This is a genomic window from Muriicola sp., from assembly GCF_049669965.1.
Classification (GTDB): Bacteria; Bacteroidota; Bacteroidia; order Flavobacteriales; family Flavobacteriaceae; genus Muriicola.
The window spans coordinates 1-13834 of record NZ_JBATLB010000157.1 but is presented as its reverse complement, the minus strand read 5'-3'; the positions used below and the strand labels follow the sequence as shown (position 1 = coordinate 13834).

The 13834-nt window shown below is 41.6% G+C and carries 12 protein-coding genes and 1 pseudogene; 11 read left to right on the top strand and 2 right to left on the bottom strand.

Annotated elements, in window-relative coordinates; all coding sequences use genetic code 11:
* From WBM49_RS08450 to tsaB, 11 genes are all read left to right on the top strand, one after another.
* Positions 1-534, top strand: coding sequence for a DUF420 domain-containing protein (locus WBM49_RS08450; RefSeq protein ID WP_424371616.1), 534 nt, complete (start codon positions 1-3; stop codon positions 532-534).
* 45 nt (positions 535-579) lie between these two features.
* Positions 580-786 (top strand): hypothetical protein, encoded by a 207-nt coding sequence (locus tag WBM49_RS08445; RefSeq protein WP_424371615.1) that lies wholly within the window; start codon positions 580-582, stop codon positions 784-786.
* A 98-nt stretch (positions 787-884) separates the two neighbouring features.
* Positions 885-2129, top strand: coding sequence for an ABC transporter permease (locus WBM49_RS08440; RefSeq protein ID WP_424371614.1), 1245 nt, complete (start codon positions 885-887; stop codon positions 2127-2129).
* A gap of 20 nt (positions 2130-2149) precedes the next feature.
* A complete protein-coding gene (locus WBM49_RS08435; RefSeq protein WP_424371613.1) occupies positions 2150-3409 on the top strand; it encodes an ABC transporter permease in 1260 nt (419 codons plus the stop codon).
* Positions 3410-3440: 31 nt separating this feature from the next.
* The gene (locus WBM49_RS08430) at positions 3441-4553 is read left to right on the top strand and encodes an efflux RND transporter periplasmic adaptor subunit (RefSeq protein WP_424371612.1); all 1113 of its coding nucleotides are present in this window, start codon (positions 3441-3443) and stop codon (positions 4551-4553) included.
* Positions 4554-4651: 98 nt separating this feature from the next.
* The gene (locus WBM49_RS08425; protein WP_424371611.1) at positions 4652-5356 is read left to right on the top strand and encodes an ABC transporter ATP-binding protein; all 705 of its coding nucleotides are present in this window, start codon (positions 4652-4654) and stop codon (positions 5354-5356) included.
* Positions 5346-6578: an ABC transporter permease gene (locus WBM49_RS08420; protein WP_424371610.1), complete on the top strand. Its 1233-nt coding sequence runs from the start codon at positions 5346-5348 to the stop codon at positions 6576-6578. Before WBM49_RS08425 ends, WBM49_RS08420 begins: the two co-directional genes overlap by 11 nt.
* Position 6579: 1 nt before the next feature.
* Entirely contained in the window at positions 6580-7842 is a 1263-nt protein-coding gene (locus WBM49_RS08415; protein ID WP_424371609.1) for an ABC transporter permease, read from the top strand.
* 32 nt (positions 7843-7874) lie between these two features.
* Positions 7875-9008, top strand: coding sequence for an efflux RND transporter periplasmic adaptor subunit (locus WBM49_RS08410; RefSeq protein ID WP_424371608.1), 1134 nt, complete (start codon positions 7875-7877; stop codon positions 9006-9008).
* 46 nt (positions 9009-9054) lie between these two features.
* Positions 9055-10395 (top strand): TolC family protein, encoded by a 1341-nt coding sequence (locus WBM49_RS08405; protein WP_424371607.1) that lies wholly within the window; start codon positions 9055-9057, stop codon positions 10393-10395.
* 17 nt (positions 10396-10412) lie between these two features.
* Positions 10413-11084 (top strand): tRNA (adenosine(37)-N6)-threonylcarbamoyltransferase complex dimerization subunit type 1 TsaB, encoded by a 672-nt coding sequence (gene tsaB, locus WBM49_RS08400; protein ID WP_424371606.1) that lies wholly within the window; start codon positions 10413-10415, stop codon positions 11082-11084.
* A gap of 27 nt (positions 11085-11111) precedes the next feature.
* Here tsaB and WBM49_RS08395 read toward each other — a convergent pair.
* Positions 11112-11933: pseudogene (locus WBM49_RS08395) on the bottom strand (mechanosensitive ion channel family protein).
* Between the two features lie 86 nt (positions 11934-12019).
* The coding region (locus WBM49_RS08390; RefSeq protein WP_424371605.1) for a thioredoxin domain-containing protein at positions 12020-13834 on the bottom strand (1815 nt) is incomplete at its 5' end.

Genomic DNA, 13834 nt, shown 5'->3' with positions numbered 1-13834 from the left:
ATGAGTACTATTTCACTTAAAGAGAAAAAGGTAAATAGAGGGATATTGATCATATCAATACTCATCCCTGTTGTCGTTGCTGTTTTGTTTGGCGTGCGCATTCCCAATGTAGAACCACTGGGTTTTCTTCCTCCTATATATGCCTCTATAAATGGACTAACGGCACTCTTGCTGATCATCGCAGTTTGGGCCATAAAGAATGGAAAACAACAACTACATCAAAACCTGATGACCAGTTGTATAGCGCTGTCCCTGCTATTTCTGGTGATGTATGTGGCCTATCATATGACCTCAGATTCTACTCCTTTTGGTGGCGAAGGCTTTATAAAATATATCTATTATATTATTCTGGCAAGCCATATTATTTTGTCTATAGCCATCATTCCTCTGGTACTGCATACCTATGCGAGGGCCTATTTAAAGAATTTTGAAAAGCATAGAAAATTGGCCAGGATCACATTTCCAATTTGGTTGTATGTGGCTGTCACAGGAGTAGTGGTGTATCTTATGATATCGCCTTATTATAGCTATTAATCAGAATTAGTGCCTATGTTTAGAAAGAACCCTATAAAAATTAAAATGCAGAAGTTGCTGCTGGGAGGGTTGGCTCTTTTTTTGCCTTTTCTGGGACAGGCACAATGCGCTATGTGCAGGGCAGTACTGGAAAGTGAAGATAATACGGCTGTGGCAGAAGGGATCAATAACGGAATTGTGTATCTGATGGCTATTCCGTATATCCTGATAGGTGCACTTTTTTTCTTTATTTATCGAAAGATGAAATCCTAGAATAACGAAGATTTAACATAGATTTTACAAGTATAGCTGTAACAAAACAGACTATTCCCAGTCTATAGATAGTATCTCATTTTGTAAACACTAACCCAATGTTTGATCTGGAAAGATGGCAGGAGATCTTCGATACCATCAGGAAAAATAAATTACGTACGTTTCTCACAGGTATTTCTGTAGCCTCCGGCATCTTTATGTTGGTCATCCTTCTTGGTTTTGGCCAGGGGATGCAGAATGGGATTGCTTATGAATTTGAACAAGATGCCACCACCATTGTAGAAGTATGGCCTGGTGTGACTACCAAAGAATACAAGGGTTTAAATCCGGGTAGGAGTATTCAATTACGCAATAGTAATTACAGTAGTTCCAATGCTTTATTTGGCGATAAAATAGAGTATAAATCGCCCCTGATCTTTGTGCGCAACGTCACGGTTAATTACGGTAAGGAAGCATTGGTTTATGGAGTTCGAGGGGTTTCCTATGACTATCAGTTTATTGATAATGCCAAACTTGCAGAAGGGCGTTTTCTGAATTATCAGGATGAAGTATCTACTGGTAAGGTCGCCATAATTGGGAAAAAGATCCAACAAGATGTTTTTAAAGCAGTAGACACACCCATAGGTGAATATATAAATATTTCAGGAGTGCTGTTCAAGATCGTCGGGGTCTTTGACGAACGGGAAGAACGCGAAGAAGAGCGGATTTATATTCCGGTCACAACCGCTCAAAAAGTATTTAACGGGGCAGATAGAATCAGTAACATCTCCTATACCTTACCCCCGGTTGAAAATTTTGATGAAGCCGTAAACCAGGCTGTTGCCTTTAAAGAAAATTTGCGTTCTCATCTACAACAAGTACATACAGTTGCCCCGGATGACACTAGTGCAATTCAGGTCTGGAGTGCCCTCGAAGAGGCTAAAAGATATTTTAGTCTTACGGGGAACATCAAATTCTTTTTTTGGTTCGTTGGCATCTGTACCATTATAGCAGGGGTGGTTGGGGTAAGTAATATCATGCTTATCGTGGTCAAGGAACGCACCAGGGAAATAGGGATTAGAAAAGCGCTGGGGGCCAAGCCCTGGTCTATCATAGGCATGATTTTGCATGAAGCTATTTTTGTCACGGCTATCTCAGGATTTGCCGGACTTATTTTTAGTATGGGATTATTGGAAATTGTGGGCCCTTACATTGAAGTAGATTACGTAAAAAATCCGTCAGTGAATTTTAATGTAGCGCTGGCCACTGTTTTTGTATTGATCTTTGCCGGTACCCTGGCCGGGTTTTTCCCGGCATGGAGAGCTGCCCATATTCACACTATTGATGCCCTGCGCGACGAATAAAATAAAATATTAAAGGAACTATGTTTAACAGAGATCGTTGGAAAGAGGTTTTGGAGGTACTTACCACTAATTGGTTCCGTACTGTTCTTACAGCCTTTGGTGTTTTCTGGGGTATCCTTATACTTATTATTCTTTTGTCTGCTGGTAAGGGATTGGAGAATGGGATCCGAGCCGATTTTGGTGACATCGCTACCAATACCATGTTCATGTGGACCCGAAGTACCACCAAAGCGCATATGGGACTGCCAATAGGCAGAAACTTTCGTTATAAAATTGAGGATGTAGGAACCCTAAGGGAAAAATTTCCTCAATTAAGGTTTATCTCCCCGAGAAATCAGCTTGGGGGCTTTGGGGGCAATAACAATGTTGTTAAAGGGATCAAGACAGGTGCCTATAATGTCTACGGGGATTATCCGGAGATCATCAAGCAGGAACCTATGGCCATCACCCATGGGCGTTTTCTGAATCAAAACGATATAGATGAAAAACGCAAGATTGCAGTCATTGGTCTGGGTGTAAAGAATGAGCTTTATGAAAAGGAAGAAGAAGTATTGGGATCTTATATCAAGATACAGGGAGTTAATTTTATGGTCGTGGGAACTTATAAGAAACGAAGTAATAATGGCGATGGAGAGGAAGGACAGAAGGAGATTTTTGTGCCTTTCACTGCATTTTCACAAGCTTTTAATCAGGGAAACAATGTAGGATGGATGGCGATCACTGCACAGGATGGCTACCCTATTTCAGATTTGAAAATAGACATTGTCAATGAGATGAAAAGGGTTCACAAAGTACATCCGGAGGATACACGGGCAATAGGTTTTTTTGATCTGTACGAAGAATACAACAGGGTGGAGAGCCTTTTTGGAGCCATGAGTTTTATAGGCTATTTCGTAGGGATTTTAGTGCTGCTTTCTGGAATTATTGGCGTAAGTAATATTATGTTGATCGTGGTAAAGGAACGTACTAAGGAAATAGGTATTCGCAGGGCTTTGGGGGAAGATCCCTGGTCCATAAAAAAACAGATCCTTTTGGAGTCAATTTTCCTGACTATTATTTCCGGAATGGCCGGAATTGTCTTTGGTGCCCTTTTTATTTACGGAGTAAATGCCATCCTGGATGCAAATGGCCCTGTAGATATGTTTATGAATCCAAGTGTAAATCTGGGTGTTGTTACAGCGGCACTTTTGATCCTCGTTATTTCAGGGTTGTTGGCTGGATTTATTCCGGCACAAAGTGCTATAAAAGTAAGACCTATAGATGCCTTAAGAACCGAGTAAACTAAATCAATCAAAAAAACACTATCATAAAATGAAAAAATCAATCACCATTATCATCTTACTAATCATCGTAATTGCCTTTGGCGGGTCTATGATCTATTTGTATCAGAAGAATGCAGAGGACCCAGTGGTCTATGAGACGGAACAGGCAGAAAGACGTACTATTATTAAAAAAACGGTAGCTACAGGAAGCATTCTGCCCCTGGAAGAGGTGTTGATAAAGCCCAATATTTCGGGGGTGATAGAAGAGGTCTATGTAGAAGGAGGCGATTTCGTAAAATCAGGAGATATGATCGCCAAGATCAAAGTAGTGCCAAATTTAAATGCACTGAACGATGCTAAAAATAGTATTGAAGATGCCAGGATCACTTTAGAGGACCAGCGTAGAAATTTTGATCGGCAAAGTGAACTTTTCTCCAAAGGCGTAGTTTCTAAAGTAGATCTGGAAAGGGCTCAGGTAACCTACGACCAGGCAAAGCAAGGGTATTCTGCTGCCAATAAGCGATACGACATTGTTCAGACGGGGACCACCAGGGGTCTAAGCAATGCAGCCAATACGTTGATCAGGGCTACGGTAAGTGGGATGGTGCTAGAAGTTCCCGTAGAAGTGGGGAACCAGGTTATAGAAAGCAATAATTTTAATGAAGGAACGACCATTGCAGCTATCGCAGATGTAGACAAAATGATATTTGAAGGGAAGGTAGATGAGTCGGAAGTAGGAAAGATCAGGGAAAACCTTCCCCTGGAGATTACGGTAGGAGCCATTGAGAATAAGGTATTTACTGCCGTTTTAGATTATATAGCCCCCAAAGGAAAAGCAGAAAATGGGGCTATTCAATTTGAGATAAAAGGAACACTAAACAAGGGGGATACCGTATTTATCAGAGCCGGCTTAAGCGCCAATGCCTCTATTATTTTAGCACGGGCAGACAGTGTTTTGGCGATTAAGGAAGCTCTGGTACAATTCGATACTGACACCAAAAAACCCTTTGTTGAAATAGCTACCGGAGACCAGCAATTTACCAGAAAGGAATTAGAATTGGGAATCAGTGATGGGATCTATGTAGAGATCATATCAGGAATTACTGCCCAGGATAAGATCAAGATCTGGAATGCCCTTCAATCCGAAGGATATGGGGGATAGGGTATTTTAACATAATTTTTCGAGAATTATTTGTAACAAATCAACAACTTGCCAGTCTAATCCAAGGATTGGCAACTAAACACGATAAAGCACCAACCATGATTGAAATTAAGAATCTACATAAATCATACAAGATGGGAAGTAATTCCCTTCATGTATTAAAAGGAATCAATTTTACAGTAGAGTCAGGAGAATTGGTGGCTATTATGGGTTCTTCGGGATCGGGAAAATCTACCTTGCTAAATATCCTGGGAATGTTGGATGAAGCAGATGAGGGAGACTATATTCTTGATGGAATTCCTATCAAAAATCTCAATGAGACCAAAGCAGCCAATTACAGAAACAAGTTTCTGGGCTTTATTTTTCAATCCTTTAATTTGATCAATTACAAAACAGCCCTTGAAAACGTGGCACTTCCTCTTTATTACCAAAAAATGCCAAGAAAACAGCGGCAGGAGAAAGCGTTAAAATATCTGGATCAGGTAGGTCTAAAGGAATGGTCGCATCATTTACCAAGCGAACTCTCCGGAGGTCAAAAACAGCGGGTAGCAATCGCCAGGGCTATGGTTGCAGAACCAAAAGTATTATTGGCGGATGAGTTAACAGGAGCCCTGGATAGCACCACATCCTATGAGGTTATGGACCTCATTCAAAAGATAAATGATCTGGGGAATACCATTCTGGTAGTGACCCACGAACCCGATATAGCACAGATGTGTAAACGTATTGTACACCTAAAAGACGGGGTAATTGTAAAAGACGAAAAAGTTAAACAAGTTAGAGCTTCCTCTTATGTTCAGTAGGGATACCTGGCAGGAAATATTTCTCACTATTCGGAAGAATAAACTTCGGACTATTCTTTCAGGGTTCACGGTGTCTTTAGGAATCCTGATTTTTGTTGGGTTGGTAGGAATGACCAATGGGTTGCAGAATACCTTTGAATTCTTTTTCTCACAGGACGCAACCAACGTAATGTATGTATTTCCCGGAAGAACTTCTATGCCCTATAAGGGCTACAAATCTTTAAGGCAGATTGAATTTGAGAACGATGATCTGACCGATATAAAGAAAGATTTCCCCATGTTTCTTGAATACATTTCACCAAGGATATTTCGCTCCGCCCTGGTGAAATACAAAGAGGAATCTAATAATTATACCACAATTGGGGTAGACTGGGGGCAGCAATTTGCCGAGAAGACTATTATGATGAAGGGGCGCTACATCAATCAGGAAGATGTTAAGAATAAAACTAAGATCGCGGTAATCGGCAGATTGGTGGAACAAGACCTATTTGGAAATATGAATTCTATGGGGAAATACATAGATGTGGGAGGGAGTGTTTTTAAGGTAGTGGGAGTTTACCAGGATGATGGCGGGGATAATGAAGAACGGCAACTCTATATTCCCTATACTACCCGTCAGTTAATTGAGAAGAATACTGATAAAATAGGACAGATCGTTATTGGATTTAAAGAGGAATTAGGATATGCCGGGGCCATGGCTTTTCAGCGAAATCTGGTGAAGTACCTTAAAGACAAGAAATTTATAAATCCCAATGACGAAAATGGTTTCTTTGTCCGAAACGTGGCCGATCAGTTAAAGCAAAATCAGGATTTTGCCGGGGTACTAGCTATCATAGCTGCCTTGGTAGCCTTTGGGACCATTATTGCCGGAATTATTGGGATCAGTAATATTATGGTCTATGTAGTGAAAGAGCGCACCAAGGAAATTGGGATTCGCAAAGCCATTGGCGCTACCCCACGTTCCGTGATCTCAGTTATTTTATTAGAATCTGTTTTTATCACCACCATTTCCGGGTTTTTGGGAATGATCATAGGGATGGCACTTTTGAGCACGCTGGGGGATAAATTAATGGACGACTACTTTATATTGAATCCGGGAATCGGAACCGGACTGGCCGTTACGGCCACGCTGGTTTTGATCCTTTTTGGAAGTTTGGCAGGATATGTTCCCGCCAAGCGCGCAGCGAGAATAAAACCGATTGTAGCACTAAGAGACGAATAATATGCAGTTTTTATTTGATAAAAATACCTGGCAAGAGATCTTCGGTTCTATCGGAAAGAATAAAACACGGACCATAATCACTGTTATTGGGGTATTGTGGGGAATCTTTATCTACATCGTCCTTGCAGGTGCTTCCAAAGGCCTTGATAATGGGTTCGAAAGGAATTTTGAAACCGTAGCTAAAAACAGCATTTTCACCTGGTCGCAATCCACCAGTATGCCTTATAAGGGATATAAAACCGGAAGGCGATTAAATCTGAAAGTACAGGATGCGGTTACCCTTAAAAACAGGGTTCCCGAGATAGAATACATCGCCCCGGTAAATACAAAGGGCGTATTTGGAGGCACATCTGCTTTAGGGGTACGGGGTCTTAAGTCTAACAGTTACCCTGTTTATGGCTACTTTCCGGTGATCGCCAAGATGGCTACTCAGAAGATCTATGATAACGGCCGCTTTATCAATGAAGAAGATGAAGATCAAGCCAGAAAAGTATGTGTAATAGGCGAAAGAACAGAACAGGAACTATTCGAAAAAGATGAGGATCCAATTGGTGCTTATGTGCGCTTAGACGGGATCTATTTTCAGGTGGTGGGTGTAGCAAAATTAACTCAAAACACACCTTTTGCCACTGATGGGGATGTATTTATACCCTTTAGCACCTTTAAAAAATTATACAATACAGGAGATAATGCACAGTATTTTACCATTGCTGCCTATGATGATGCAGATGTTGTGCAGGTCGAAAAAGACATAAAAGCAGTTTTGAAAAGTATTCACAGTGTGCACCCCGATGATGAAAGAGCCTTTGGAGCCTTTAATTTAGGAGAGATCTTTGGGAAGATCATGGGCTTTGCCAACGGGCTTACCTTTGTTTCCCTGATCGTTGGTCTGGCTACCATTTTAGCCGGCGTAATTGGTATTGGGAATATTCTCCTGATATCGGTAAAAGAACGTACCAAAGAATTAGGCATACGCAGGGCCTTAGGCGCTACTCCTAAAGAAGTAAGGTCGCTTATCATTTTAGAATCTGTATTCCTTACGATGATTGCCGGAGTGATCGGAATTATTATGGGTGCAGGTGTTTTAAATTTAATTGGCATACTAACAGAGGGTACAGATTTCCCTTACACCAACCCAACAGTGCCTATACCTTTGGTGATCGGCGCTTTAATGGTGATGGTGATCCTGGGTACTTTAATAGGACTTATTCCGGCGCAACGAGCCGTGAGTATTAAACCAATTGATGCCTTACGAGAAGAGTAATAACTAACAACTTTAAATAACATAGTAAGAAGATGAACAAATACGTAAAATATGGACTGATAGGAGTCCTTGCACTGGGAGCATTGTGGGCCGCAGCTTTCTTTATTAAGTCGAATTCCAAAGGTGCTATTACCTATGAAACCAAGAATCCTTTTATAGCCAATATAGAAAAGAAGACAGTGGCTACAGGGAAGGTAATCCCACAAGAGGAGATTGAGATCAAGCCTCAAATTTCGGGGATCATTGATAAGATCTATATGGAAGAAGGCGACCTTGCGAAAGCAGGTGATCTGATCGCAGTTATCAAAGTAGTTCCTAACGAACAGGCCTTAAACTCAGCCAGTGGGAGGGTGCGTAATGCCGAAGCCGCTCTGAACAATATAAAAATTGAATACGATAGAAACAAGACCCTATTCGACAAGGGAGTGATCTCGAGCCAGGATTTTAATAATCTTAAATTAAGGTATGACCAGGCAGTTGTGGAATTAGAGAATTCCAAAGCAGATTTCCGCATTATCAGATTGGGTTCTGTAGGCGGATCATCAAGCGCCAATACCAATATCCGTGCTACGGTTAATGGCACCATTTTAGAGATCCCTGTGGAAGAAGGAGACCAGGTGATCCAAAGTAACAACTTCAACGATGGGACAACTATTGCCACCATTGCAGACCTTAGCCGAATGATCTTTGAAGGGAAAGTAGACGAAGGCGAAGTTGGTAAATTAAGACTTGGTATGCCACTGGAAATTAATTTAGGAGCTATACAGGATCAAAAATTTGAAGCCAAATTAAAGTTTATCGCCCCAAAAGGTTTGGAGGAAGCCGGCGCGGTTCAATTTAAGATCGAAGGGGACGTACAAGTGAACGATTCCATTTTCATCAGAGCAGGATACAGTGCCAATGCCTCTCTTGTTTTGGAGAAAAAAGACAGTATTCTGGTTATCCCGGAAGCTCTCTTGCAATTCGATAAGGAAACAGATAAGCCGTATGTGGAACTTTCGGTAGGAGAACAGAAATGGGAACGAAGAGATATTGAAATAGGGATCTCTGACGGAGTTAACGTAGAAATCCTTTCCGGACTTACGGAAAGCGATAATGTGAAGATCTGGAACAAAACAGAACCTATCAAAAAAGGTGAAGAAGAGGAAGAAGAATCAGACTCCTAATCAAACTAACAAGTAATCGAAGAATAAGCAATCAAAAAACGAGACCATGAGATTTAAAATATCCATTCTACTATTCCTTTTGGCAGCCGCAACGGTCACCGCCCAGATGAGGAAATGGACATTGGAGGAGTGTGTCACCTATGCTGTTGAAAACAACCTCACTATTGAGCAATTCCAACTCGATCTGGAGAATGCCAGAATAGACAAATCGGATGCATTTGGAAATTTGTTGCCCAGTTTAAATGCCCAGATGAGTACCTCCGGAAGTACCGGACTTATCCTGGATCCAATCACCAACAGCTTTGTATCAGCGACCATTGTTGCAGCCAACGCCAATGTTACTTCAGGTTTAACCCTGTTCGACGGTCTTAGAAATATACACCGGATCAACAGGGCGAAGATCAATGAAATCGCCAATCAGTATCGCTTAGATAATCTGGTGGACGATATCAGGCTTAATGTTGCCAATAGCTACCTCAGTGTTCTGTCTAACAAAGAATCCCTTAAGGTGGCCCAGGCACAATATGCGGTGACCACACAGGATCTGGAACGCACCAGGGAACTGGTAGAATCTGGCGTTGTACCAAGAGGAGATCTTCTGGAAGTTGAAGCCACCGCAGCAACTCAGGAACAGACCATCATCAATAACCAAAATTTAGTGCTATTGTCCAGGATTGCCCTGGCACAACTTCTTCAGATCACCGACTATGAGAATTTTGACATAGCCGATGAAGAGTTCAACGTACCGCCTTCAGACATCTTAAAATATTCTCCAAAGGTTATTTTCGACAAGGCCTTAAGTTTCAGAAATGACATTAAATTTTCTGAAACCGGAGTGGAATTGGCAGAGACGGACCTCGCTATTGCCAAAGGGGCCGTGTACCCTACCGTAGGAGCCTTTTTCAACTACAATACAAGGTTTTCTGATCAGACTCGGGATCCCTTTACAGGCGAAAAAATCGCATTTCAGGACCAACTTTGGATCAATGATGGTATCTCGTACGGGGCACAGCTGAACATTCCTATCTTCAATGGTTTTAGTACTAGGAACAATATCCGACGTTCTCAAATCAGTGTGGAGCAGGCGAAACTACAATTGGAACAAACTAAATTAGACCTGGAGACTACTATCAACCAGGCATATGTAGATGTAGAGAATACCGCAAAAGCCTATCAAGCTTCCCAAAAGACCCTCGATGCCCGTAGATTGGCATACGAATATACCAGGGACCGTTTTAACGTAGGACTGATGAACGCTTTTGATTTTAGTCAGGCTCAATCGCGGGTAGACAACGCAGAGGCCGAAGTGATCCGAAATAAATACAATTATATTTTTAGAATTAAGGTCCTGGAATTCTTCTATGGCCTGCCTATTGTTCTAAACTAAACTATCTTTGTGGCCTTATGGCCTTGATCTTACAATTAGAGACAGCATCCACCAATTGCTCCGTTTCCCTCGCGAGGGAAGGGGAGCTTTTGGCTTGCAAAGAGCACAACAGTGCTTCATTCTCCCATTCGGAACAGCTCCATCTTTTTATTGAGGAGGTATTGAAGGAGGCTGGGGTATCTTTAGGGCAACTGAGTGCCATTGCGGTCAGCAAGGGGCCGGGTTCTTACACCGGACTACGGATTGGCGTATCTGCGGCTAAAGGTCTCTGCTATGTTTTAGATATTCCATTGATCTCCACTCCAACATTAAAAGGAATGGCCTTGCAAAGAGAGATCACTTCCGGGGTGATTATCCCTATGTTGGATGCAAGAAGGATGGAAGTATATGCCGCTGTTTTTGATGCCGATCATTCGGAAATAGTTCCCACAAAGGCCGTGATCATAGACGCTTCTTCTTTTTTAGAATTTGCAGAGAAAGGCAAAGTGCATCTCCTGGGAAGTGGGGCCGATAAATGCAAGGAGGTGCTCACCCATCCCAATTTCTCCTTTGACGATAGTTGCATCCCTTCCTCAAAAACAATGTCTGAGGAATCCTATAGAAAATATCAGGAAGGTTTATTTGAGGATGTGGCCTATTTTGAGCCTTTTTATTTAAAGGATTTTATCCTTCAACAAAAGAAAAAATAGGGTGTTTTCTAAAACTTATAAAAGCTACTATCCTTTTTGATGAACATCTATTTGCGGGAAAGGGATCTCAATGCCGGCTTTGTCGAATCGCGCCTTGGTCTCTTCCATCACAAAAAAGTGTGCTGCCCAGAAATCTTCATTTTTTGCCCAGAATCGCAGGGTTAGATTTACGGAACTATCTGCTAATTCCCCTACAAAAACAGCAGGGGCAGGGTCTTTCAGGATCCCTTCTTGTGAAGCGCATATTTCTAATAAGATCTCTTTTGCTTTTTTAATGTTGGAACCATAGCCAATTCCAATATCTATCTTATCCCTTCGGGTTTCTTCGGCATTGAAATTAATAATGTTGTTGTTGGAAAGTTGTCCGTTCGGTAAAATGGCCAATTGGTTCCCAAACGTATTCAGTTTTGTTGTGAAAATTGTAATCTCCTTTACGGTGCCTTCCACACCTTGTGCCGAAATAAAATCTCCAACCTTAAAAGGTTTAAAGATGAGGATAAGAACGCCGCCTGCAAAGTTGGATAATGAACCCTGTAGGGCCAGACCAACCGCCAGACCGGCAGCACCTACTAAGGCTACCAGGGATGATGATTTTACGCCTAATTGAGTGATCACCAGCACAAAAAGCAGGAGTTTTAGTGCAATGTTTATAAAGCTTTGGAGGAAGCTTTACAATGCCAGGTCATAGTCTTTTTTTTGAAAGAATTTGTGAACCAGTCGGTTAATAAATTTCACGATCCACCAACCTACAATGAGTATAATAATGGCGGTGATCAGGTTGGGAAGTATCTCCATAAACCATTGTGCGCCCTGGTCAATATATTCTGTATATTCTGAAAATGAAGCCATAAAATAATTTTAGGATGCAAAGCAACGGAAAATTAGGAGCATAGTCAAATTTTACGCTTTAAACTCTTGTTAAGTCTATGGATATTTCAAAGTAAAGGAAGCGCTACTTCTGGCGATGAAACAGGTAATTGGCAGGCTCCATTTTCGCATACATAAATTTGCGTTTTCTCTTTATGTATCCTGTTTTCAAAGAGTCCGAGCGTCTCTGTTTTTTCGGTTCCTGCCAAGAGAATATTTGGCAAATAATGCTTTCTGATGGTTGATGCGAATTCCAGATAAGACTTCCCGGTGATCACTACTTCTTTAAAGGGAAAGAGCTGGAAAAGTGGGATATGTAGCCAGTTCGCATGACTATTTGGATTTTCCAGGATACTTTCACGCATATGAATGATCATCTTTTCAAAATGACCTCGATAATTAGCCTCAGTATAATAACCGGATAATCTAAACAGGCAATGGGCCATCACCGAATTAGAGGCAGGGATCACATTGTCTGTAGTTTCCACAGATCTTCTAACCATAACTTCCTGATCATCTGATGTGAAATAAAATAAGCCGCTTTCCTTTTCTAAAAAGTGAGTCAGACAGTGGTCCATGAGCGCTTTAGATTTCTTCAGCCATGCTTCTTCAAAAGTAACCTCATAAAGGGTAATAAAGGCATCTATAAGCATTGCGTAGTCTTCCAGAAATCCTTCTATGGTACTAACACCTTCCTTATGGTTGTGGAACATGCGTCCATCCTTATGAAGCACATTTTTTTCGATAAAGTTGGCGGTATTTTTGGCCATTGCCAGATAATCTGGATTTTCTAAATACCGATAGGCCTCCGCTAAGCCTTTGATCATTAAGGCATTCCAGGAGGTTAATATCTTATCATCCAATCTGGGTCTGGGACGTAATTCCCTTTCGCTCAGCAGGCGTTTTTTACAATTGCTGATCCTAGTTCTCAAAACTTCTACCTGCAGCTGGTGTTTTTGAGCGATCTCATCGTCTGATGCATCTCTGATTAAGACATATGCTTCCTCTTCCCAAAATCCGTAGGAGTTTATATTGTAGTAGTCCTTAAAAAGGGTAAAATCTTCTTTAAGGATCTTTTCAAGATCGGCTTTTGTCCAAATGTAAAAGGCACCTTCCATTAGTTTGCCTGTTGAATCCAGACTATCTGCATCGAGCGAAGAATAAAATCCACCCTCGGGCGACAATAATTCTCTTGCCGCGAAGGAGATCGTTTCCTTTACTACTTGTTTATACAGAAAATTCCCTGTGGCTCCGAAGGCTTTTGCATATAATGAGACTAACTGGGCATTGTCATAAAGCATTTTTTCAAAATGCGGAACGTGCCATTTCGTATCTACGGAATAGCGCGAAAACCCACCTCCAAGATGGTCAAAAATACCCCCATACGCCATGCGGGTGAGGGTGGTATGCACATACGCTGTGATCTTCTCATCCTGAAATAGCGTACCATAGTGTAACAGGAAGTCGATATTAACAGGCATCATAAATTTTGGAGCCCTTTTATGCCCGCCTAAAAAGGTGTCAAAATATTGCGACCAATCAGAAACAGCTCCTTTTAGAGCTTCTCTGGCGATCATCTCCCGTTTTTTTGGTGGGGGAATAAGGTTGATACTATGAAGACCTTTTGCCAAATTTTCGGCATAGTCCGTAACTTTTTCAGGATCTGTCTTGTAAAGGGTAGCCAGTTGTTCTAGTACTTTTATCCAGTCTTGCTTCCGCACATAGGTGGCCCCCCAGAAAGGTCGCCCATCCGGCAGGGCAATGATGTTAAGGGGCCAGCCCCCGCTTCCGGTCATCATCTGTAAGGCGTCCATATAGATATGGTCTACATCCGGCCTTTCTTCACGATCAATTTTGATATTGACAAAATGCTCGTTCATAAC